The organism is Streptomyces sp. NPDC058880, assembly GCF_042742535.1.
GTDB lineage: Bacteria > Actinomycetota > Actinomycetes > Streptomycetales > Streptomycetaceae > Streptomyces.
Window position 1 is genome coordinate 83609 of the sequence record NZ_JBHYMC010000020.1, and the last position, 20299, is coordinate 103907.

23 protein-coding genes are annotated in these 20299 nt (G+C 71.5%); 12 read left to right on the forward strand and 11 right to left on the reverse strand.

Annotation, left to right across the window (positions count from 1 at the left end; genetic code table 11):
- A partial coding sequence (locus ACFW2G_RS14820; RefSeq protein WP_384680941.1) for an SDR family NAD(P)-dependent oxidoreductase occupies positions 1-227 on the reverse strand: 227 nt, incomplete at its 3' end.
- Positions 228-310: 83 nt separating this feature from the next.
- On the opposite strand from ACFW2G_RS14820, the gene ACFW2G_RS14825 reads away from it, so the two are divergent.
- The gene (locus ACFW2G_RS14825) at positions 311-901 is read left to right on the forward strand and encodes a TetR/AcrR family transcriptional regulator (protein WP_384452028.1); all 591 of its coding nucleotides are present in this window, start codon (positions 311-313) and stop codon (positions 899-901) included.
- 356 nt (positions 902-1257) lie between these two features.
- Complete coding sequence (locus ACFW2G_RS14830; protein ID WP_384583855.1) at positions 1258-2727, forward strand: sensor histidine kinase; 1470 nt, start codon at positions 1258-1260, stop codon at positions 2725-2727.
- 172 nt (positions 2728-2899) lie between these two features.
- Here ACFW2G_RS14830 and ACFW2G_RS14835 read toward each other — a convergent pair whose 3' ends face one another.
- Positions 2900-3157: a WhiB family transcriptional regulator gene (locus tag ACFW2G_RS14835; RefSeq protein WP_003953983.1), complete on the reverse strand. Its 258-nt coding sequence runs from the start codon at positions 3155-3157 to the stop codon at positions 2900-2902.
- A 323-nt stretch (positions 3158-3480) separates the two neighbouring features.
- A complete protein-coding gene (locus ACFW2G_RS14840) occupies positions 3481-4446 on the reverse strand; it encodes a diacylglycerol kinase family protein (RefSeq protein ID WP_037919687.1) in 966 nt (321 codons plus the stop codon).
- 84 nt (positions 4447-4530) lie between these two features.
- Here ACFW2G_RS14840 and ACFW2G_RS14845 point away from each other — a divergent pair, with 84 nt between their 5' ends.
- Positions 4531-4977 (forward strand): hypothetical protein, encoded by a 447-nt coding sequence (locus ACFW2G_RS14845; protein WP_037919689.1) that lies wholly within the window; start codon positions 4531-4533, stop codon positions 4975-4977.
- Between the two features lie 7 nt (positions 4978-4984).
- On the opposite strand, the gene ACFW2G_RS14850 is transcribed toward ACFW2G_RS14845, so the two are convergent.
- The 3 genes from ACFW2G_RS14850 to ACFW2G_RS14860 form a co-directional block, all read right to left on the reverse strand.
- Positions 4985-5995, reverse strand: coding sequence for an RNA polymerase sigma factor SigF (locus ACFW2G_RS14850; RefSeq protein WP_384452078.1), 1011 nt, complete (start codon positions 5993-5995; stop codon positions 4985-4987).
- A gap of 11 nt (positions 5996-6006) precedes the next feature.
- Complete coding sequence (locus ACFW2G_RS14855) at positions 6007-6420, reverse strand: anti-sigma regulatory factor (RefSeq protein WP_030963468.1); 414 nt, start codon at positions 6418-6420, stop codon at positions 6007-6009.
- A 205-nt stretch (positions 6421-6625) separates the two neighbouring features.
- Positions 6626-6886 carry a UBP-type zinc finger domain-containing protein gene (locus ACFW2G_RS14860; RefSeq protein ID WP_030963467.1) on the reverse strand — a complete coding sequence of 87 codons (261 nt, stop codon included), beginning with the start codon at positions 6884-6886 and terminating at the stop codon, positions 6626-6628.
- Between the two features lie 55 nt (positions 6887-6941).
- Between ACFW2G_RS14860 and ACFW2G_RS14865 the strand changes: the two genes are divergently transcribed.
- Complete coding sequence (locus ACFW2G_RS14865) at positions 6942-8522, forward strand: Na+/H+ antiporter (protein WP_037919694.1); 1581 nt, start codon at positions 6942-6944, stop codon at positions 8520-8522.
- 65 nt (positions 8523-8587) lie between these two features.
- Here ACFW2G_RS14865 and ACFW2G_RS14870 read toward each other — a convergent pair whose 3' ends face one another.
- The gene (locus ACFW2G_RS14870; RefSeq protein WP_384583852.1) at positions 8588-9496 is read right to left on the reverse strand and encodes a 1-aminocyclopropane-1-carboxylate deaminase/D-cysteine desulfhydrase; all 909 of its coding nucleotides are present in this window, start codon (positions 9494-9496) and stop codon (positions 8588-8590) included.
- 236 nt (positions 9497-9732) lie between these two features.
- Between ACFW2G_RS14870 and ACFW2G_RS14875 the strand changes: the two genes are divergently transcribed.
- Positions 9733-10203, forward strand: a complete 471-nt coding sequence (locus tag ACFW2G_RS14875) for an NUDIX domain-containing protein (RefSeq protein WP_384583849.1) — start codon at positions 9733-9735, stop codon at positions 10201-10203.
- Between the two features lie 36 nt (positions 10204-10239).
- Here ACFW2G_RS14875 and ACFW2G_RS14880 read toward each other — a convergent pair whose 3' ends face one another.
- The 3 genes from ACFW2G_RS14880 to ACFW2G_RS14890 all read right to left on the reverse strand — a co-directional run bounded on the left by ACFW2G_RS14880 (position 10240) and on the right by ACFW2G_RS14890 (position 12773).
- Positions 10240-10830 (reverse strand): N-acetylmuramoyl-L-alanine amidase, encoded by a 591-nt coding sequence (locus ACFW2G_RS14880; protein WP_172671290.1) that lies wholly within the window; start codon positions 10828-10830, stop codon positions 10240-10242.
- A gap of 128 nt (positions 10831-10958) precedes the next feature.
- Positions 10959-12155, reverse strand: coding sequence for a globin domain-containing protein (locus tag ACFW2G_RS14885; RefSeq protein ID WP_384583846.1), 1197 nt, complete (start codon positions 12153-12155; stop codon positions 10959-10961).
- Between the two features lie 162 nt (positions 12156-12317).
- The gene (locus ACFW2G_RS14890) at positions 12318-12773 is read right to left on the reverse strand and encodes an Rrf2 family transcriptional regulator (RefSeq protein WP_037919714.1); all 456 of its coding nucleotides are present in this window, start codon (positions 12771-12773) and stop codon (positions 12318-12320) included.
- Positions 12774-13008: 235 nt separating this feature from the next.
- On the opposite strand from ACFW2G_RS14890, the gene ACFW2G_RS14895 reads away from it, so the two are divergent.
- The 5 genes from ACFW2G_RS14895 to ACFW2G_RS14915 all read left to right on the forward strand — a co-directional run bounded on the left by ACFW2G_RS14895 (position 13009) and on the right by ACFW2G_RS14915 (position 17141).
- Entirely contained in the window at positions 13009-14415 is a 1407-nt protein-coding gene (locus ACFW2G_RS14895; protein ID WP_384583843.1) for a family 2B encapsulin nanocompartment shell protein, read from the forward strand.
- A 5-nt stretch (positions 14416-14420) separates the two neighbouring features.
- Positions 14421-15467 (forward strand): family 2 encapsulin nanocompartment cargo protein polyprenyl transferase, encoded by a 1047-nt coding sequence (locus ACFW2G_RS14900; protein WP_384583840.1) that lies wholly within the window; start codon positions 14421-14423, stop codon positions 15465-15467.
- 126 nt (positions 15468-15593) lie between these two features.
- Positions 15594-16187 (forward strand): GNAT family N-acetyltransferase, encoded by a 594-nt coding sequence (locus ACFW2G_RS14905; RefSeq protein ID WP_384452048.1) that lies wholly within the window; start codon positions 15594-15596, stop codon positions 16185-16187.
- Between the two features lie 134 nt (positions 16188-16321).
- The gene (locus ACFW2G_RS14910) at positions 16322-16906 is read left to right on the forward strand and encodes a dihydrofolate reductase family protein (protein WP_384583837.1); all 585 of its coding nucleotides are present in this window, start codon (positions 16322-16324) and stop codon (positions 16904-16906) included.
- Between the two features lie 37 nt (positions 16907-16943).
- Entirely contained in the window at positions 16944-17141 is a 198-nt protein-coding gene (locus tag ACFW2G_RS14915) for a hypothetical protein (protein WP_037919725.1), read from the forward strand.
- Between the two features lies 1 nt (position 17142).
- Here ACFW2G_RS14915 and snpA read toward each other — a convergent pair whose 3' ends face one another.
- Positions 17143-17811, reverse strand: coding sequence for a snapalysin (gene snpA / locus ACFW2G_RS14920; protein ID WP_037919726.1), 669 nt, complete (start codon positions 17809-17811; stop codon positions 17143-17145).
- Positions 17812-18021: 210 nt separating this feature from the next.
- On the opposite strand from snpA, the gene ACFW2G_RS14925 reads away from it, so the two are divergent.
- Both ACFW2G_RS14925 and ACFW2G_RS14930 read left to right on the forward strand, forming a co-directional pair.
- Positions 18022-18957 carry a LysR family transcriptional regulator gene (locus ACFW2G_RS14925; protein ID WP_037920029.1) on the forward strand — a complete coding sequence of 312 codons (936 nt, stop codon included), beginning with the start codon at positions 18022-18024 and terminating at the stop codon, positions 18955-18957.
- A 400-nt stretch (positions 18958-19357) separates the two neighbouring features.
- On the forward strand, positions 19358-20299 hold the full coding sequence (locus ACFW2G_RS14930) for a DUF4097 domain-containing protein (protein ID WP_384452057.1): 942 nt from the start codon (positions 19358-19360) through the stop codon (positions 20297-20299).

Here is a 20299-nt window from a genome sequence, read left to right on the forward strand (position 1 = left end):
GCCTGGCGGGCGTGGGCGCCCCCGGGCACGCCTGGCTGGGCGCGTACCGCCCGCCCCCCCCCGCGGGCCTTCGCGATCGCCGCCACGGTCTCCTCGGCCGCCTCGGCATTGCGGCCGTAGTGCACGGCGACCAGCGCCCCGTCCCGCGCCAGCCGCTCCGCCACGGCCCGGCCGATCCCTCGGCTGCCGCCCGTGACCAGTGCCGTCTTGCCTTCGAGCACGCCCATGACGCGCCCCCTCCCATATTGCTAGCGGTCGTTACAGAAATGGACCGTATCAGATTTCCTAGCGGCCGCTATAGAATGTGCGGATGGTGACCGGACAGCGCGGCAGGCCCCGCTCCTTCGACCGCGACGCCGCCCTGGACAAGGCGATGACGGCCTTCTGGGAACGCGGCTACGAGGCGACCTCGATCTCCGACCTGACCGCCTCGATCGGGATCAGCGCGCCCAGCCTCTATGCGGCCTTCGGCGACAAGCGCGCGCTCTTCGACGAGGTCGTCGCGGTCTACGGGAGCCGGTACGGCGACTTCGCCGGCGTGGCGCTGGCCGAGGAGCCCACCGCCCGCGCCGCCGTGGAGCGCATCCTGCGGGAGGCGGCCGCGGTCTACACCGACCCGTCCCACCCGTCGGGCTGCATGGTGATCAGCGCGGCCGTCAACACCACCTCGGACGAGGTGGCCGCGGCGCTTCGCGAGCGGCGCAACGCCAACCTGGAGCTCTTCGAGAGCCGGATCCGCGCCGACGTGGCCACCGGAGTGCTGCCCGCGGACACGGATGCGCGGGCGCTGGCCCGGTACGCCGGAGCCGTCCTCCAGGGAATGTCCCAGCAGTCGCGCGACGGGGCGACCCGGGAGGAACTGGAAGCGGTGGCGGAGCGGGCCCTGCGGGCCTGGCCCTGACGGGCGCCCGGAATTCCTCTGGGCCACGGTGCAGGACGGGACCCTCAACCCGTCCGGCACCGTAGCCCGGAGTACTTACGGCCGTCAGGTGTGCGGTTCCCGGCGGCCGGTGAGAGGTGTCTGCGCGGTCAGGGCAGAGCGCGCGACTCCCTCGATCCGTCCTCCTGTGCGGGGAGGGCGGAGACTCTGAGTCAATTCTGGACTAGACCATTCTGTTCTGTCCATCCAATGACGGTAGCTCGAAACCCGTCACTTCCTCCAACAGTACGCGGCCCGTGCCCCTCCTGGATACTCCTGAGTACCGGCGTGGGGAAAGTCATCGTGCGTACCCGGGGTACGCTCGCACCGTGCCCTCCATGAACGACCTCGCACGCCAGCACACCGCTCTCGGAGAAACCGACCTGGAGTGGCTCCACCTGCTGGTCTCGGAGTGGCAGCTGCTCTCCGACCTGTCCTTCGCCGACCTCGTGCTGTGGGTGCCCACCCTCGACGGCACCCGGTACGTCTCGGTCGCACAGATGCGCCCGAACACCGGCCCGACCTCCTACCAGGACGACATGGTCGGCCACCTGGTGCCGCGAGGCCGCCGCCCACTGCTGGACGCCGCGCTCGACGAGGGCCGCATCGTGCGCGAGGGCGACCCGGAGTGGCGCGAGGAGGTGCCGGTCCGCGTCGAGTCGATCCCCGTCCGCCGCGAGGGCCGGGTACTCGGAGTGATCGCACGCAACACCAACCTGCTCACTGTGCGTACACCGAGCCGACTGGAGCTGACCTACCTCCAGTCCGCTTCGGACCTCGCGCAGATGATCGCGGCGGGCGCCTTCCCCTTCCCCGGCCAGCAGGTCGACATGGACGCCTCGCCGCGCGTCGGGGACGGCCTGATCCGGCTCGACGCCGACGGCGTGGTCACCTACGCCTCCCCGAACGCGCTCTCCGCCTACCACCGTCTCGGGCTCGCCTCCGACCTGGTCGGCCAGGACCTCGGCGCCACCACCGCCGAACTCGCCCCCTCCCGCGGCCCGGTCGACGAGGCACTGGTCAAGCTCGCCAGCGGTTGGGCCCCCCGCGAGACCGAGGTCGAGGGCAACGGCGGCGTCATCCAGCTGCGCGCCATCCCGCTCAAGCCGAAGGGGACCCGGATCGGCTCCCTGGTGCTCTGCCGTGACGTCACCGAACTGCGGCGTCGCGAGCGTGAACTGATCACGAAGGACGCGACCATCCGGGAGATCCACCACCGGGTGAAGAACAACCTCCAGACCGTGGCCGCGCTCCTGCGGCTCCAGGCCCGCCGGATGGATTCCCCCCAGGGCCGCGAGGCGCTCAACGAGGCGGTGCGCCGCGTCGGATCGATCGCGATCGTGCACGAGACGCTCTCTCAGAACCTCGACGAGCGCGTCGAGTTCGACGAGATCGCCGACCGCGTCATCGCGATGGTCTCGGAGATCTCCCCGGGCAAGGTCGACTGCCGGCGCACCGGCCGCTTCGGGATCCTGGACGCGGAGGTCGCCACCCCGCTGTCGATGGTGCTCACCGAGATCCTGCAGAACGCCCTGGAGCACGCCTTCCCCCAGGGCGAGCGGGGCACCGTGGAAGTGGCCGCCCTGCGCAGCGGAACCGGCCGCAAGGACGGGCGGCTGCTGATCACCGTGCTCGACGACGGCAACGGCCTGCCCGAGGGATTCGACCCCCAGCGGGCCGGCAATCTCGGACTGCAGATCGTACGGACCCTCGTGGAAGGGGAACTCGGCGGCACCTTCGACATGGTCCGGGCCGAGCCGCGTGGTACCAAGGTCGTCCTCGACCTGCCGTCCAGCCCGCAGAAGTAGCAGCCGGGCGGTTACTCGGTGTGACCGGTGGTCGGTGGGTCGCGCACACGGAGCGTAGTCCCGCAGCAGCACTGAGCCCCGGACCGAATGCTACGGTCCGGGGCTCAAGGGCGCGTTGCTGAGCGCTTCTTCGGTTGCTACGCGCTGCGCGTCGAGGCTCGAAAGTCGTTGGTCAGGCGCTGGCGTTGCGCGCCCGGTTGCGAGCGGCGCGGCGCTTCATGGCGCGGCGCTCGTCCTCGCTGAGACCGCCCCAGACGCCGGAGTCCTGACCGGACTCGAGCGCCCACTGCAGGCACTGCTCCATGACGGGGCAACGGCGGCAGACGGCCTTGGCTTCCTCGATCTGCAGCAGCGCAGGACCGGTGTTGCCGATGGGGAAGAAGAGTTCCGGGTCTTCCTCGCGGCAAACGGCGTTGTGACGCCAGTCCATGGCTGCTCCATCTCCTTGTATTGCGGGCAGGTTGCTTGTGAATGTGAACGCTTTCACGAATCCCCCCGTGAGGGAAGGTCGACCGCCCGGTTTCACGCGGGTGATCAGTTCGAGATTCGTGGAGGGGTTCTGGCGGTCTGTGTGGGTGCCGGTTCCGCGGGCTGTCCCGATCGCCATGAAGAGATTCGCAAACCTCGGACGGGGATACAACCCCTTCCGGAAAGTTTTTTTTGATTCGTCGGTGTCTACTAGGTCACAGCCCTACATCGTGAGGGTGGACCGGCGTGTAAACGTTCGAGTGAAAGGCCTGCGGGCCCTTCTACTCACACAATCACACGCAGTGCACGGCGTACGCCTGTGAACCGAACGCTGGTGCGCAGCCCGAGGTGATCGCCGTCCATCTGGAACGGGAGCGGAACCTTCGAATGCAAGGTGAAGTCGGTCAGATCGTGCAGAGACACCGCATGCTTGCCGCGTGGACCCCGCTCAGGAGTGGAGGTCAGAAGCTGTGTCGCGTAGCGAGCGACGGCCGGAGTTGACAAACGGTTGAGTGCCAGTACGTCAAGCGCAGTATCGAACGACGCCTCCGGAGAGGCGTAAAGCGGACGATTCCCTAGAAACGTCCACGGTGAGGTGTTGCACACTATGGACAGCACCAGGTCCTTCACCGGGTCGGCTCCCGGGCGCTCCAGCGTGACCGTCCCGTGCCGGCGGTTCGGCTCCTCCCAGAACTGGCGCATCAGTTGTCGTACGTAGAGTGCGTGCGTCGAACGCTTGCCGCGCTCCCGCTGCTGCTCGACCCGCCCCACGACACCCGCGTCGAACCCGAAACCCGCGCAGAAGGTGAACCAACGCGCCGGCACCGACTCGTCCTGCGTACCGGGGGTCCCCGCCGCCAGCCCCAGGCCGACTGTCCGCTCCCGCTTCTCGCGCAAGGCGTCCAGCAGTGCGCCCGTCGCCTCGACCGCGTCGTTCGGCAGTCCCAGGGCGCGGGCGAACACGTTGGTGGAGCCGCCGGGGACCACCGCGAGCCGGGGCAGCCGGTCCGGATCGGGCCCGTTGTGCAGGAGCCCGTTCACCACCTCGTTGACCGTGCCGTCGCCCCCCAGGGCGACTACCAGGTCCAGCCCCTCGTGCGCGGCCTTGCGCCCCAGGTCCCGGGCGTGCCCGCGGTACTCGGTGGTGACCGCCTCCAGCTTCATCTCGCTGGCCAGGGCGTGGATCAGGACGTCGCGCGTGCGCGCACTGGTGGTCGTCGCTGCTGGGTTGGCCACGAGAAGTGCACGCATGAGCGCCAGACTACCCACCCCTTCGCGAGCCGACCCTACTGCCCGTCCCCTCCGGCCTCCGGACGGCGCCGCTACCCTGCATGGGTGAGTAAGAAGCAGCCCGCGAACGCCCCCGCCCCCACCGCCGAAGCGCCCGCCGCGCCGCCCCGCCGGTTGACGGCCGCGGCCGCGCTCACCGCCCTGGAGGGCCTGGCGCTCGCCTGCCTCGGCGTGTACATGCTGTTCGTCGGCATCGCCGGCGACCCCGACTCCCCGCAGCAGGCCGAGACAGGCGGTATCACCCTGCTCGCGCTCGCCGCGCTGCCGCTGGTCGCCGCCCGCGGGCTGCGCCTGGGCCGCCGCTGGAGCCGCGGCCCGGCACTGATCACCCAGCTGATGGCGCTGCCGGTGGCCTGGACGCTCTACACCACCGGCGGCGCCATGATCGCCGCCGCCGTGGCCCTCGCGGTGGCTGCGGCGGCCGTCGTCGTACTGCTCGTGAACCCGACGGCGACCGAGGCTCTCGGCATCGGGGGGCCGTCTCCCTCCTGAGCCCGGCTCATTCCTCCACGAGGAGCTTCTCGCGGAGCTGGGCCAGGGTGCGGGCCAGGAGCCGGGAGACGTGCATCTGGGAGATGCCGACCTCCTGCGCAATCTGCGACTGCGTCATGTTGCCGAAGAACCGCAGCAGCAGGATCCGCTTCTCACGCGGAGGCAGCCCCTCCAGCAGCGGTTTCAGGGACTCGCGGTATTCGACGCCCTCCAGGGCCTCGTCCTCCGCGCCCAGGGTGTCCGCGACCGCCGGCGACTCGTCGTCGGTGTCCGGGACGTCCAGGGAGAGCGTGCTGTAGGCATTGGCCGATTCCAGACCCTCCAGCACCTCCTCCTCGGAGATGCCCAGCCGCTCGGCCAGCTCGTGCACCGTCGGGGAGCGCCCGTGCTGCTGGGACAGCTCGGCCGTGGCCGTCGTCAGCGACAGCCGCAGTTCCTGCAGACGCCGGGGCACCCGAACCGCCCAGCCCTTGTCCCGGAAGTGGCGCTTGATCTCGCCGACCACCGTGGGCGTGGCATACGTGGAGAACTCGACCCCGCGGTCCGGGTCGAACCGGTCCACCGACTTGATCAGGCCGATCGTCGCGACCTGGGTCAGGTCGTCGAGCGGCTCCCCGCGATTGCGGAAGCGCCGCGCCAGGTGCTCGACCAGGGGCAGGTGCATCCGTACGAGCCGGTTGCGCAGCTCCGCCTTCTCCGGCGAGCCGTCGGGCAGCGCCCGCAGCTCGACGAAGAGGGCCCGCGCGCTGCTGCGGTCGCGCGGATCGGGCAGCGCCGCAGGCGCCGAAGACACCGGGAACCCCGCCGCCGGGGCCGGCGAAGCGGCCTCCGGTGGCTGTGCCGGCTGTGATTGGTCGTGCTGGTTCTCGCTCATAGGGCCCGCCCGTCGCTCCGCCGAGTCCAAAAAGCCGTCTTCCGCATCCGCGTCAGCCGGGTGCGGCCGGGCGTGCTGCTGCTCCGGGATGCCGCCGTCGACCTCGTGCCGTACCCGGGGCCGATCCCCGCCCCGCACCGGGATCTCCCCGCTGCTCACGCCGGGCCTGGCCCCGCGCCGCGTTGTTTGTACAGGCTGATGCTCACCGTCTGGTTCTCCTCGACCGTGGCCTCGACCTTGCCGGCCAGTGCCGACAGGACCGTCCAGGCGAACGTGTCGCGCTCCGGCGCGCGTCCGTCCGTGGTCGGCGCCGAGACCGTCACCTCCAGCGAATCGTCGATCAGCCGGAAGACGCAACTGAGGACGGAGCCCGGCACGGCCTGCTGGAGCAGGATCGCGCAGGCTTCGTCCACCGCGATGCGGAGGTCCTCGATCTCGTCGAGGGTGAAGTCCAAACGTGCTGCGAGACCGGCCGTGGCCGTCCGCAGCACCGACAGGTAGGCACCCGCAGCGGGCAGCCGGACTTCCACGAAGTCCTGAGTCCCGGGCTCGCCTGCGATCTGGGACACCCTCACCTCCAAGGTGGTACGAGCTCTTTTCGCCGGTGACGCTACCGCGATCCGGGCGATCGTGTCGCGGCACCCCTCGTCACGCCCGCCGTGAGGCTCCCGCCCTGCAGTCAGTGACCGATGGTAAGCCCATGGGCACGCACAGTGGCTAGAGGTCTGCGGGGGGCAAATCGGGGGAACCGGCGGAGGGTTGAACTACCCCGCCTCAGACGATCGAACCGTCCACGAAGCACCACCGCCAGGTCTCGCCCGGCTCGAAGCTCCGCATGACGGGATGGCCGGTCTCGCCGTGGTGCGCCGTCGCGTGCCGGAACGGCGAGGAATCGCAGCACGCCACGTGGCCGCACCCCAGGCACATCCGCAGCTGCACCGGGTGGCTGCCGACGGCCAGACATTCGGCACAGGTCTGTGCAGACGGGACCGGCTCGGGGCGCGGCAGTTCGGCAACGTGGGTGCACTCGCTCATGATGGCCAGCGTACGGCCAGGGTGCGGGCGCGCGACGACGGAGGATTGATCTTCGATGGAGGTATTGCAGCTGGTGGCCCTCGTCGCGGGCAGTGCGGCCGTGGCGGGACTCGCCCGGCGCACGCCGGTGCCCGCGCCGCTCCTGCTGGTCGCCGCCGGGTTGGCCGCCTCGTACGTCCCGGGCGTGCCGGACTACACGCTCGACCCGCACATCGTCCTGCCACTGCTGCTCCCGCCGCTGCTGTACACGGCCGCGGTGGACAGCTCGTACCTGGACCTGCGCGCCAACATCAGGCCGATCGCGATGCTGTCGGTCGGCTACGTGCTCTTCGCGACGCTCGTCGTCGGGTACGCCGCGTACCTGGTGGTGCCCGGGCTGTCCCTGCCGGTGGCGCTGGTGCTGGGCGCGGTGGTCGCGCCGCCCGACGCGGTCGCCGCCACCGCGATCGCCCGCAGGCTGGGGCTGCCGAACCGGCTGACGACCATCCTTCAGGGTGAGTCCCTCGTCAACGACGCCACCGCGATCACCGTCTACAAGGTGGCGCTGGCGGCGGCGGTCGGGATGAGCGCGGGCTGGGCGGGCGGCATCGCGGAGTTCCTGGTGGCCTCGGTGGGCGGGATCGGTGTCGGCCTGCTGCTCATGGTGCCGATCCACCAGCTGCGCAAACGGATGAAGGAGCCCCTGCTCCAGAACACCCTCTCGCTGCTGATCCCCTTCGTGGCGTACGCGGCGGCCGAGCGGGTGCACGCCTCCGGAGTGCTGGCCGTGGTGGTGGTCGCCCTGTACCTCGGGCACCGCAACTGGCAGGTCGACTTCGCCACCCGGCTCCAGGAGGAGGCGGTGTGGAAGATGGTCGCCTTCATCCTGGAGTCGGTCGTCTTCGCGCTGATCGGCCTGCAGTTGGCGGTGGTCCTCACGGGGCTGGGCGAGTACCGGGGCATGGAGGCGGCCTGGTACGCGATCGCCGTCTTCCTCGTGGTGGTGGTGGCCCGCTTCGTATGGGTGTTCCCGGCGACCTTCGTGCCGCGTGCGTTGTCGCAGCGGATCCGGGACCGGGAGCCGGACACCGACTGGAAGTCCCCGGTCATCGTGGGCTGGGCCGGGATGCGGGGCGTGGTCTCGCTGGCCATCGCCTTCTCCGTGCCGATCTCGGTGCAGAACCGGAACCTGATCCTCTTCCTGACCTTTACCACGGTCATCGGCACGCTGGTGGTGCAGGGGCTGACGCTGCCGCCGCTGATCAGGGTGCTGAAGCTGCCGCCGAGGGACGTGCAGGCCGAGACGCTGGCGGAGGCGCAGGCGCAGAGCCAGGCCTCGCGGGCGGCGGAGGAGCGGCTGGCGGAGTTGCTGGAGGAGCCGGAGAACTCCACGCTGCCGCCGCCGCTGGCGGACCGGCTGCGGACGGTGCTGGAGAGGCGGCGCAACGCCGTGTGGGAACGGCTGGGGGAGGTCAATCCGCTGACGGGGGAGTCCGCGGACGACATCTACCGCCGGCTCGCGGGGGAGATGATCGAGGCCGAGCGGGAGGTCTTCGTCGCACTGCGGGACGACCGGCGGATCGACGACGAGATGCTGCGGGTGCTGCTGCGCAGGCTGGACCTGGAGGAGGCGGCGGCGTACCGCGAGTCGACGTAGCCCCTGCCCCTGCGGGGAGCTCGGCGGGGCGGGCGGCGGTGGTGCCGGCCCCTGGGGGGCCTGGGCTACGGCCGGCCCGTGATGACGGCGGTGACCGACGTACCGGGCGGGAAGGTGCCCGCCTCGGTCAGGGCGGTCACGGCCCACAGGAGTTTGGCCACGTAGATGCGTTCCACCGGGAAGCCGTGGCGGGAGCCGAAGTCGGCGGCGAAGGACTCCAGGGCGGCCGGGACGCGGGCGTAGCCGCCGTGGTGGAAGTCCTCCGCCAAGGACCAGTCGCCGACCGGGCCGCCGTACGCCTCCGTCTGGAGGGAACGTATCTCCCCCGACAGGAAGCCGCCCGCCAGGACGGGAACGCCCAGCGCCCGCTGCCCCGGGGCCAGCCCCGCGGCCAGCCCCGCCAGGGTGCCGCCGGTGCCGCAGGCCACCGCCACCACGTCGGTCACGCCGTGGAGCTCGCGGCCCAGCTCCGCGCAGCCGGAGAGGGCGAGGGCGTTGCTGCCGCCTTCCGGGACGACGTACGCCCCGCTCGCGCCCGCCTCGTCCAGCAGCAGGGCCCGTGCCTGCGGGTCGGCCTTGGTGCGGTAGCGCGAACGGGAGACGAAGTGCAGGCGCATGCCATCCGCCGCGCACCGGGCGAGGGATGCGTTCAGGGGCCGTCCGGCCAGCTCGTCCCCGCGCACGATGCCGACCGTCCCGAGGCCCGTCAGCCGCCCGGCGGCAGCGGTGGCCCGCAGGTGGTTGGAGTACGCCCCGCCGAAGGTGACGAGCCGGTCGTGCCCCGCCTGCAGGGCGGCGCGCAGGTTGGGCGCGAGCTTGCGCCACTTGTTGCCCGGCAGTTCGGGATGCACCAGGTCGTCCCGCTTGAGCAGCAGCCGCACCCCGTGCCGCTCGAACCGTTCGTCACGGATCTCCTGCAACGGGGACGGCGGGCGGGGCTGCAAGAGCACGTCAAGGTTCGCGGGGCGGTTCACCCGTCCATTGTGGGGCGCTCGCCCCCGTCCTCGCCGTCGCACGTCAGAGCCCCGCCCAGAGGGTTCGGGTCGTGTGGGCAGGGCCGAAGCCGGCGCGCTGGACTGCCTTGCTCTGGTTCGCCCAGCGGGCCGGGGTCTACGCGTCGCGGCTGACCGGGCGTGATCGGTGTTCGACACCTACGCCGACAGCTTCAATGCGGCGTGGGAGACAGCCCGTCCCGTGGAGGAGTGACCTGATGGCCCGGACCGAGTACTACGACGATCCCCACGCTCCCGCGCCCAACAGCATGGTCGTGGCAGCCTCCGCCGTCGTCACGGACGACGGGGGCCGCATCCTGCTGCAACGGCGCCGCGACAACGATCTGTGGGCCCTCCCCGGCGGCGGGATGGACCTCTCGGAATCCCTCCCGGGATCGGCCGTCCGCGAGGTCAAGGAGGAGACGGGGCTCGACGTGGAGATCACGGGACTGGTCGGCACCTACACGGACCCGAAGCACATCATCGAGTACGGCGACGGGGAGGTCCGCCGCCAGTTCAACGTCTGCTTCACGGCCCGCATGGTCGGGGGCACGCTGGCGATCTCGGACGAGAGCACGGAACTCCGCTTCGTGGAGCCGGCCGGGCTGGAATCGCTGCCCATGCACCACACCCAGCGCCTGCGCCTGCGCCACTTCCTGGAACACCGGGCCGCGCCCTACCTCGGGTGACGAAGTGGCGGCGGGCCGCCACTTCGCCGCGGGCGGCTACTTCAGGCGTTCGGCGATGCGGTCCCGGAGGGAGTTCATCGTGAAGCCGCGGGGGTCCACCTTGCCCGGTTGCCATTCGCGGTGGCCGATGACCGAGCGGGCCGTCCAGCGGTGGACCCGGCACACGGCCGCCGCCGCGCGGGCGATGGCGTCGATCTGGGCCGGGGGCCAGGGGTCCTCGCCGTCTCCGAGGTTCACGCACTCGAAGCCGTAGAAGTGGCGGTTGCCGTCGGTGGTGGCCTCGTTGTCCGGGGGGAGCCGCCGTTCGGCGATCACCGCGGCCAGGACGTCGGGGTCGCCCAGGCCGGCGTGGTTGGCGCGGCCGTAGCCGACCAGGTGGACACGGCCGTCCTTGCCGATCACGCCGTGGCAGAGCGGCCCCGGGAGGGCGCTGTAGCCGTTGCGGCAGAGTTGGACGGAGTACGCGGTGCCGCGGGTGACGGTGTGGTGGATCATCACCCCGTGCAGCGGGCCCCAGGGCCCCTTGTGGTTGCGGTTGTGCGTGCGCCAGGCGCCGACCTCGACGACGGTCAGGCCTTCGTTCCTCAGTGCGTTGATGAACCGGTCCGCGGACATGGGTGCGGCCATGGCCGCCTCCCTTCGTGCGGTGCGCGACGGACACCCCGTGTGTCCGAATCGTCACGCTCCGGTTTAGTGGAGGCGGCCCTTCCGCGGCTACTGTTCTCGTACGGTGAGCGAGCGAATCCGGACAGTCGTCACGCGGAGGCGAGCCACAGGTCCGGGCCGAACACCTCGTAGTGGATGTCGGCGGGCGACACGCCCTTGGCGATCAGCTGCTCGCGGACCGACCGCATGAACGGGAGCGGCCCGCACAGGTAGGCGCTGGTGCCCGGGGCGACGTGCAGGTCCGAGAGGTTCATGAGGCCCTCGCCGTCGCCGGGCTCCGCCGCCTCCTCGTACCAGAAGCGGGCCGAGGCGTCGGCCAGCTTGTGGGTCAGGGCCCGGTGGTCGGCCCGCAGCGGGTGGTCCGCGGGGGAGCGGTCGGCGTGCAGCACCGTCACCGGTGCGGTGTGCCCGGTCTCGGCCAGGTGCTCCAGCATCGCGAGCATCGGTGTGCAGCCGATGCCCGCCGAGGCGAGCAGGATCGGGTTCGCACGGTCCGTCAGCACCAGGTCGCCGAACGGCGCGGAGACCCGCAGCGCGTGGCCGGTGCGGACGTGGGTGTGCAGGTGGTTGGAGACCTCGCCGTCGGGGCCCCCGGCGGCCGGGCCGTGGACCCGCTTGACGGTGATGGTGCGGACGTCGGAGCCGGGCGCGCCGGAGAGGCTGTACTGGCGGATCTGACGGGCTCCGTCGGGGAGTTCGACCTGGACGGAGACGTACTGGCCGGGCAGGTGCGCGGGTGCGGGGGCGTCGTCGGCGGGGGTGATCCGGAAGGTGGCGCAGTCGGCCGTCTCCTCGGTGCGGCCGGTGACGGTCCACTCCCGCCACACGTCGCCGGCGGCGATCCGGTGCCCGGCGTAGAGGCGGTTCTCGATGGCCACGAGGGCGTTCGCCATCAGCCAGTAGACCTCGTCCCAGGCCTGGGCGACCTCGGGCGTGACGGCCTCGCCGAGGGTCTCGGCGATCGCCTCGAAGAGGTGCTGGTGGACGACCGCGTACTGCTCGCGGGTGACGCCGAGGCTGGCGTGCTTGTGTGCGATGCGGGTGAGCATCACGTCGGGCCGGGTGTCCGGGTGCTCGACGAGGTGGGTGGCGAAGGCGGCGATGGAGCCGGCGAGTGCCTGCTTCTGGAGGCCCGCGTTCTGGTTGCCCCGGTTGAAGAGGTCGCGGAGCAGCTCCGGGTGGGCCGTGAAGAGCTTCGCGTAGAAGAGCTCCGTTATGTCGCCGATGGCCGCTCCGACGGCGGGCAGGGTGGCTCGGACGGTCGCGGTCGACTTCGCGGACAGCATGGGGAACTCCTTGCGTGGTGGAACTGGTTCATTAATTGGCATCTTAGATGCGTATTTTTGATCGCAGAGGCCCGCGCCGGTGCGGACTTCTGTTCGAACTCCCGTCGGGGTGAGGCTATGGCGTCCGGAGGGCGGCGGTAACCGGCCAACCGGCCCCGACGGTCAGGGCCCTTCGGCCCCCGAGGGTGCCCTGCTCGCGATGCCCAGGAGGAGCGGACCGGTCGGGGCTGCCACCAGGTCGTTCACCGTCAGGGGGTCCAGTTCGGCGAAGAACGCCTCCTGTGCCCGGCGCAGCGCGCCGCGCAGCACGCAGGCGCCGCGCAGCGGGCAGGGGGTGGTGCCGTCGCAGTCGACGACATCGCCGGCGCCCTCCAGCTCACGCACCACCGCGCCCACCGAGGCGGCCCGTCCGGCGCCGGTCAGGGCGAGCCCCCCGCCGCGGCCGCGCCGCGCCTCGACCAGGCCGAGGTGTTGCAGCCTGGCGACCACCTTGGCGGTATGGGTGTAGGGGACCTCCATCGTCGCCGCCACGTCGCGGGTGGTCGGGAGGTCCGTCTCCTCGACGGCCAGGCGCATCAGGGTGCGCAGCGCCAGGTCGGTGAATCGGGTCAGCCGCATGGGGCCACCGTAGAAAATTCGCATCCCAGATACAAATTAAAGTGCGGAGGAGTCCCGTCTTGGCCGAAACCGATGGGCCGCGAAGGCCTCCCGCGATGCGAGGGCGGGGAGTTCGATCCGAGACAGTGCCCCGCCTCCCGGTCGAGTAGTCCCACCCTTTTGTGTAATGGTCCCACCACGTTGCGTGCTGAAAGGCTGCCCCTGCAGACCCATGGAGTGATCGAAAGGGAAAGACATGTCGGTCCAGGCAGGTTCCGAGTCCGAAGCCCAGACACCGCAGCGCAGTCTGGGGACGGCGGCCGCGCGGAACTTGGCAACCACGACCAAGTCCGCGCCGCAGATGCAGGAGATCACTTCGCGGTGGCTGCTGAAGGCGCTGCCGTGGGTGTCGGTGCAGGGCGGCACCTACCGGGTGAACCGGCGGCTGAGCTACTCGGTCGGCAACGGCGTCGTGGAGTTCGTCAAGACCGGGACCCAGGTCCAGGTGATCCCGGCCGAGCTCGGCGAACTCCCGCTGCTGCGCGACTACGAGGACCTCGATGTGCTGGGTGAACTCGCCCAGCGGTGCCGACAGATCGACTTCGAGGTCGGTCAGGAGCTGACTTCCTTCGGCAGCCCGTCCGACGGGGTCTTCCTCCTCGCGCACGGCCGCATCGACCAGATCGGTCCGGGCCCCTACGGGGACGACGCCGTCCTGCGGACCGTCGCCGACGGCGCCTACTTCGGCGAGGACTCCCTCGTCGATGAAGAATCGATTTGGGAGTACACCGCCCGCGCCGCCACCCCCGGCACCGCCCTCGCCCTGTCCCGGCAGGACTTCCAACTGCTGGCCGACCGGGTCCCCTCGCTGCGCGAGCACCTGGACCGCGTGCGCTCGGCGCCCGCCCAGCGCACCAACAAGTACGGCGAGGCGGAGATCGACCTCTCGGCCGGCCACCAGGGCGAGGCCGTCCTCCCCGGCACCTTCGTGGACTACGAGGCCCGCCCGCGCGAGTACGAACTCTCCATCGCGCAGACCGTCCTGCGCGTGCACTCGCGCGTCGCCGACCTCTACAACCACCCGATGAACCAGACCGAGCAGCAGTTGCGGCTGACGGTCGAGGCGCTGCGCGAGCGCCAGGAGCACGAGATGCTCAACAACCGCGACTTCGGCCTGCTCCACAACGCCGACTACGACCAGCGCATCCAGCCGCACGACGGCGGCCCCAGCCCCGACGACATGGACCAGCTGCTCAGCATGCGGCGCGGCTCCAAGCTCTTCCTCGCGCACCCCAAGGCCATCGCCGCCTTCGGCCGCGAGTGCAACAAGCGCGGGATCTACCCGGAGACGGTGGACGTCGACGGCACCCGGGTGACCACCTGGCGCGGTGTGCCCATCTTCCCGAGCAACAAGATCCCGATCAGCGACGCCCGCACCACCTCCATCCTGTGCATGCGCACCGGCGAGGAGGAGCAGGGCGTGATCGGCCTGCACCAGCCGGGCCTCCCGGACGAGATCGAGCCGAGCCTGTCGGTCCGCTTCATGGGGATCAGCGAGCAGGCGATCATCTCGTACCTGGTCACCGCGTACTTCTCCGCCGCGGTGCTGGTGCCGGACGCGCTCGGCGTGCTGGAGAACGTCGAGATCGGCCGCTGGCGCTGAGCGGGATGAGCGCGATCGTGACCGGCGAGGGTCAGGAGGCCGCGGCCCTGCTGGAGCGGACGAGGGAGGCGGTCGACCCGGAACTGCGCCGCAGCGTCGAGAGCCTGCCCGGCGGGATGCGGCGCGTGGCCATGTACCACTTCGGCTGGGAGCAGGCGGACGGAACCCCGGCCGAGGGCAGTCCCGGCAAGGCGATCCGCCCGGCCCTGGTGCTCGCCGCGGCCCAGGCCCTGCAGGGGTTGGGCGGCGCCGGACCGGTCGACCACGCCGTGCGGGCCGCGGTGGCGGTGGAGCTGGCGCACAACTTCACGCTGCTGCACGACGACGTCATCGACAAGGACGTCCGCCGCCGCGGCCGGGCCACCGCCTGGACGGTCTTCGGCACGCCGGACGCGATCATCACGGGCGACGCCATGATGGCGCTCGCCCAGCGGCTGCTCGCCGACGATCCGCACCCCGCCGCCGCGGCGGCCTCGTCCCGACTCTCGGCCTGCCTCATCGAGCTGTGCGCCGGCCAGCAGGCCGACTGCGCCTTCGAGCAGCGCCGGGACGTCTCGCTCGACGAGTGCCTGACCATGGCGGCGGCCAAGACCGGGGCGCTGCTGGGCTGCGCGTGCGCGCTGGGTGCGCTGTACGCGGGGGCCGGAGCGGAGGAGGTCGACGCCATGGACGCCTTCGGCCGGGAGGCGGGCCTGGCCTTCCAGCTCATCGACGACCTGATCGGCATCTGGGGGGACCCGGGGCACACCGGCAAGTCCGCAGGGGCCGACCTGGTGGCCCGCAAGAAGTCCCTGCCGGTCGTGGCCGCCCTCACCTCGGGCACCGCGGCGGGCCGGCAGCTCGCCGACCTGTACGCGGGTCCCATGACCGGGGACGACGTGTGCAGGGCGGCCGACGCGGTGGAACGGGCCGGCGGGCGGGACTGGGCCCAGGCCCAGGCCGCCGACCGGATGGGGCGCGCGGTCCAGCAGCTGTCCCGGGCCGTGCCGGACCTCGGGGCGGCGGGCGGGCTGCTGTCGCTGGCGGAATTCGTGACGCGCCGTACGAGGTGATCGCCCGCGGACGACGGGGGGAGGCCCGTTCCCGCACCGCACGGTGCCGGAACGGGCCTTACCGCATGGCGGCGCCAACTCTAGTATCGCTGACGGTTGTTGACGCGTGAGCGAAGGGTGTGGCCAGTGGCGCTGGAGATACGTCAGGCGGATCGGTCGGACCGGGACGCGGTGGCGAGGCTGCTCGACGAGGCCTTCCGCGCCGACCCGGTGAGCAGCTGGGTCTTCCCGGACCCGGAGCACCGGGCCGCCGTGCACGGGAGGTTCCTGGGCGTCTTCGTGGACGTCGCGCTGGACGAGGGTCGGATCGACTATGCGGTGGACGGCTCGGCAGCGGCACTGTGGCTGCGGATCCCCGCGGGTGAGCCGGAGGGCGAGGACGAGGTCCCGGCGCGGATGCGGGCCGTAGCCGACCCCGACAACGAGCGGTGCGAGCTGGTGGGGCGGCTGACCGGCGCGGTGCATCCGACGTCCGAGGAGCACGAGTACCTGCTGATGATCGCGGTCGCCCCGGGGCGTCAGGGGGAGGGGTTGGGCACCGAGCTGATGAGGCCGGTGCTGGAGCGCTGTGACCGCGAGGGCGTGCCGGCGTACCTGGAGGCGAGCAGTGAGCGGAGCAGGGGTCTCTACGAGCGACTCGGCTGGGAGTTCACCGGCGAGGCGGTGCGACTGCCCGACGGGCCGCTGATGTGGCCGATGTGGCGCAAGCCCAGGGGCTGACGGCCCGGAGGCGGTGGCGGACCCGGAGGTGGTGGCGGATCCGAAGGCGGCGGGAGCTTGCGTAACCACTTCGCCCGCAGTACTTTGCTTGACGTGCCCCGGTGTGGCGGCACTGTCGGACGGAAGAGAATCGCTTGCGCAGGCTCACGTACTTCATCGCCACCACCGTCGACGGGTTCATCGGCGCCCCGGACGGCGACGGCGACTTCTTCTACAGCCACCTCGACGGCGCATTCATCGAGCACCTCAAGGCCGAGTACCCGGAGACCATCGCCGCCCAGGCGCGCGCGCAGCTCGGGATCGCCGACACCCCGCCCAAGCGCTTCGATGCGGTCCTCATGGGGCGCGCCACCTACGAGCCCGGCCTCAAGGCCGGTATGAGCAGCCCCTACGGCCACCTGCCCGAGCAGTACGTCGTCTCGCGCTCCCTCACCACCCCGCCCGACCCTCAGGTGCGGCTGATCAGCGGTGACGTGGCGGCCCGCGTCCGTGAGCTCAAGGCCCGGGACGGGCTCGGCATCTGGCTCTGCGGCGGCGCGGACCTCGCCACCCAGCTGATCGACGAGATCGACGAGTTCGTCGTGAAGACCTATCCGGTCTTCACGGGCACCGGCATGCCGATGACGCGCGCCGGCTTCGGTGTGCGGCCCCTGGAGCTCACCGGGGTCACCGCCCTCGGCGGCGGCCAGATCGTCAGCACCTACGTCCGCAAGGGCTGACCCGACGGAGATGCGAAAACCGGCCTACCGTGGAGGTATGGCCGGTGGACAGCACGCGCACGAGACGGTGGCCCCGCAGGCCGGGCACGAACAGCAGACGTGCCCGGCCTGCGGGCGCCGCGTCGACACGGTGGTCGGGCGGCGCAAGTCACTCGGGGTCTTCGTCCCGGTGTGGAGTCGGGGTCCCTGTCGGAACCCCGACTGCACGGAATCCGTGGAGCGCCGGGAGCGGTGACTCAGCCCGTGGGGGCGAGCTCCTTCGTGCCCAGGCCGGAGGCGAAGCCGTTGGCCCAAAGCTGGTTGACGCGCGTCCGCTCGGCGTAGTTCGGGGTGGCGTTCTGGCACGAGGTGCCCGGGCCGCCGCCCGACATCAGCTCGCTGCACGGGCCCGAGTAGTGGTCCGGCAGGCCCAGCACGTGGCCGGTCTCGTGCGAGGTCACCCGGGTGGAGTTGTACTGCTGGTTCTGGCGGTAGTCGAGGAAGATGTAGCCCCGTCCGTGCCCGTCCGTGCTCGCGTACGAGCCGCGCGAGTCGTTGCCCTCGTAGTACGAGAAGTTCCCGCCGGAGGACACCTCCTGCAGCTTCACGTTGGTGACCGAGCTGTTCCAGATGCGGGTGGAGCTGGCTATCTGGGTACGGAAACTCGGCGCGTAACGGGTGTTGTACGTGACGGTGACGGCGAGGGCGCCGGGGTTGGCGGCGCGCTGCTCGGCCACCGAGCGCTGCACGGCCTCGAAGAAGGCGCGGTTGGCGGCCGCGTTCTCCGGTGAACGCTCGTACGCCGCGTAGCTGGCGGCGTTGCCGACGGCGGCGGGTGCGGCGGCTGCGGTGGGGACGGCGCCGAGGGTGGCGGCGAGACCGATGCCGACGGCGGTCGCCAGCAGGGCCTTACGGGAGTGGCGCATGTGGGGGAGCTCCTACTCGTCCGGTGCGGTGGGGGGTGGGTCGTTCGGTACCGGAGTCTGCGGGAGCGGAACGGGTCGGCGGATGATGTCACTGGCCGATAGCGTCGGGCTATCGGGGGAATTTCGTCAGCCCAACTAGCATGAGAATGGCGGGATTCGGGGGGCTATCGGCGGCTGGTGCGGTCCACGGGCCCGGCCTACCCTCAGGTCATGGAGCTTGAGGTCAGGCACCTGCGCGCGCTGTGCGCCATCGCCGACGCCGGCAGCCTGCACAAGGCCGCCCGGCAACTCGGCGTGAGCCAGCCCTCGTTGACCACACAGCTGCGCCGCATCGAACGAGCCCTGGACGGCGAGCTGTTCCTGCGCGAGCGGACCGGATGCCGGCCCACCCCGTTCGGCCGCACCGTGCTCGGCAGGGCCCGACCGCTTCTCGCCGACATGGCCGCTCTGGTGGCGGAGGCCCGCGCACAGGCTCACGGCCCCCGGCTGCGCATCGGCTCGACGGCCAGCCGGGCCCTGCCCGGGTGGCTGCGGCGCCTCCATCGGCGGCTGCCCGACACCGAGACCTCCCTCCTGGTGGACGTGTCCGCGAACGCGCTGCTCAGGATGGTGGCCGCGGGGCAACTGGACGTGGCCTTCGTGCACGAGGTGGAGGGCAGCCCGCTGCGGCTGCCCGACGGGCTCCAGACGCGCGTGCTGATGGAACGCGAGCCGCAGTTCGTCTCGATGCCGAGGGACCACCCCGCCGCGCGGCAGGAGATCGTCTCCTTACGGGACCTGGCCGCGGACCGCTGGGCGGTGGATCCGTCGGTCGACGGCGAATGGGACGGCCTGCGCAGGGTCTTCGCCGGGGCCGGACTCGACCCGCCGGTGCTGCACACCGACTACCACACGGCGACCTCGCTGATCATCTCCGGCGAGGCGGTCGCACCCTGCCAGCCGACCTCCGGGCCGCGCGAGGACATGGCGATCCGGCCGCTGTGCGGGGATCCCCTGGCCGTGCGGCTGCTCCTGGCGACCCGCCCGGGCGCGCACGCCGAGGTCTACGAGGACCTCCGCGCGGCCTACCGCGAGGCCGCCCTGCGCACGCCCCCTTACCGGGCGTGGCTGCACCACCACGCGAGCCCGCTGCTGGAGGCTGCCTGACCCCGGCGAGGCTCCTCGCGACCCGCCGGGGGGCGTCCCGCGGAACGCGGCCGGCCCGCGGTTCACGGCACCGGACGGTCCGGGTCGGCGGGCCCTGATCGGCCGCCCCCCGATTCCGCGCGCATGCCCGGCGACCGGTCGGCCCGGGGGCACCCCGGGCCGGGGTCCGGAAGCCGGTCGGCTGCCGGCCCGTACCCCGGATCCCGGGCGACCGTCCGCGGCGAGCCGTCGGCCGGGTCCCCGGAGCCGGCCTGCCCGCATGCCGGGTGCAGCCCCCCGGACGGCGGAACGCGGAGTGGCGCTTGACTTCACCCAAGCGCGATATATCGTGTTCTGAAGAAGACGCGATATGTTGCGTGCGTCGAGCCCGGTCCGTGAACGCACGAGGAGGATCAGCACCATGTCAGAGCAGTCGTCCCAGCCGTCGCGGTCGACGTGGCACTTCGCCGAACCGCAGAAGATCACCTTCGAGGAGCCGGTGGCCGAGCTCCGCGTACGCGTCGTGAGCGGCACGGTGAACGTGGTCGCGGCCGAGGAGGGCCCGGCCCGCCTGGAGGTCACCGAGGTCGACGGAGCCCCCCTGTACGTCGTGCAGGAGGGCGGGGTCCTCACCGTCTCCTACGAGGACGTCCCCTGGAACGGCTCCCAGGGCCTCAAGCAGTGGTTCGAGGACAAGCCCTGGAAGGCCTGGTCGTCCGGATCCTCCTCCGGCCGCAAGGTGTGGGAGCGCCGCGCCGCGGTCACCCTTACTGTGCCCGCCGCCACCCGCGTCCACGTCGCCACGGTCGACGCGACCGCCTTCGTCTCCGGCATCTCCGGCGAGACCGACGTGAAGGGCGTCTCCGGTGACGCCACGCTGGTCGGACTGTCCGGCCGGGTCAAGGCACACACAGTGTCCGGCAGCGTCGAGGCCCAGTCCGTCACCGGCGCCCTCGGCTTCCACTCGGTGTCGGGCGGGCTGACCGTCGTCGACGGCGCCGACGTGAGCGTGCGCGCCGACTCGGTCAGCGGCGACATGCTGATCGACCTGGACCCCGGTCCGGCCGCCGAGCGCCCGGTGGACATCGCCCTGAACTCCGTCTCCGGCCAGGTCGCGATCCGCCTCCCGCACCCCGCCGACGCCCGCGTCGAGGCCAACACCGCCACCGGCGGCGTGTCCAACGCCTTCGAGGACCTGCGGGTCTCCGGCCAGCTCGGTGCCAAGCGGATCACCGGCACGCTCGGCTCCGGCGCCGGCACCCTGCGGGCCACCACGGTCTCCGGCGCCATCGCCCTGCTGCGCCGCCCGCAGGCCGACCCCGAGGCCCCCGCTCCGCTCGCGCTCGACAAGAAGGTGCTCTGA

Coding starts and splice junctions, on each gene's coding strand:
- ACFW2G_RS14825 (WP_384452028.1), top strand. CDS start 311: ATGGTGACCGGACAGCGCGGCAGGCCCCGCTCCTTCGACCGCGACGCC.
- ACFW2G_RS14830 (WP_384583855.1), top strand. CDS start 1,258: ATGAACGACCTCGCACGCCAGCACACCGCTCTCGGAGAAACCGACCTG.
- ACFW2G_RS14835 (WP_003953983.1), bottom strand. CDS start 3,157: ATGGACTGGCGTCACAACGCCGTTTGCCGCGAGGAAGACCCGGAACTC.
- ACFW2G_RS14840 (WP_037919687.1), bottom strand. CDS start 4,446: ATGCGTGCACTTCTCGTGGCCAACCCAGCAGCGACGACCACCAGTGCG.
- ACFW2G_RS14860 (WP_030963467.1), bottom strand. CDS start 6,886: ATGAGCGAGTGCACCCACGTTGCCGAACTGCCGCGCCCCGAGCCGGTC.
- ACFW2G_RS14865 (WP_037919694.1), top strand. CDS start 6,942: ATGGAGGTATTGCAGCTGGTGGCCCTCGTCGCGGGCAGTGCGGCCGTG.
- ACFW2G_RS14875 (WP_384583849.1), top strand. CDS start 9,733: ATGGCCCGGACCGAGTACTACGACGATCCCCACGCTCCCGCGCCCAAC.
- ACFW2G_RS14880 (WP_172671290.1), bottom strand. CDS start 10,830: ATGGCCGCACCCATGTCCGCGGACCGGTTCATCAACGCACTGAGGAAC.
- ACFW2G_RS14885 (WP_384583846.1), bottom strand. CDS start 12,155: ATGCTGTCCGCGAAGTCGACCGCGACCGTCCGAGCCACCCTGCCCGCC.
- ACFW2G_RS14890 (WP_037919714.1), bottom strand. CDS start 12,773: ATGCGGCTGACCCGATTCACCGACCTGGCGCTGCGCACCCTGATGCGC.
- ACFW2G_RS14895 (WP_384583843.1), top strand. CDS start 13,009: ATGTCGGTCCAGGCAGGTTCCGAGTCCGAAGCCCAGACACCGCAGCGC.
- ACFW2G_RS14900 (WP_384583840.1), top strand. CDS start 14,421: ATGAGCGCGATCGTGACCGGCGAGGGTCAGGAGGCCGCGGCCCTGCTG.
- ACFW2G_RS14915 (WP_037919725.1), top strand. CDS start 16,944: ATGGCCGGTGGACAGCACGCGCACGAGACGGTGGCCCCGCAGGCCGGG.
- snpA (WP_037919726.1), bottom strand. CDS start 17,811: ATGCGCCACTCCCGTAAGGCCCTGCTGGCGACCGCCGTCGGCATCGGT.
- ACFW2G_RS14925 (WP_037920029.1), top strand. CDS start 18,022: ATGGAGCTTGAGGTCAGGCACCTGCGCGCGCTGTGCGCCATCGCCGAC.
- ACFW2G_RS14930 (WP_384452057.1), top strand. CDS start 19,358: ATGTCAGAGCAGTCGTCCCAGCCGTCGCGGTCGACGTGGCACTTCGCC.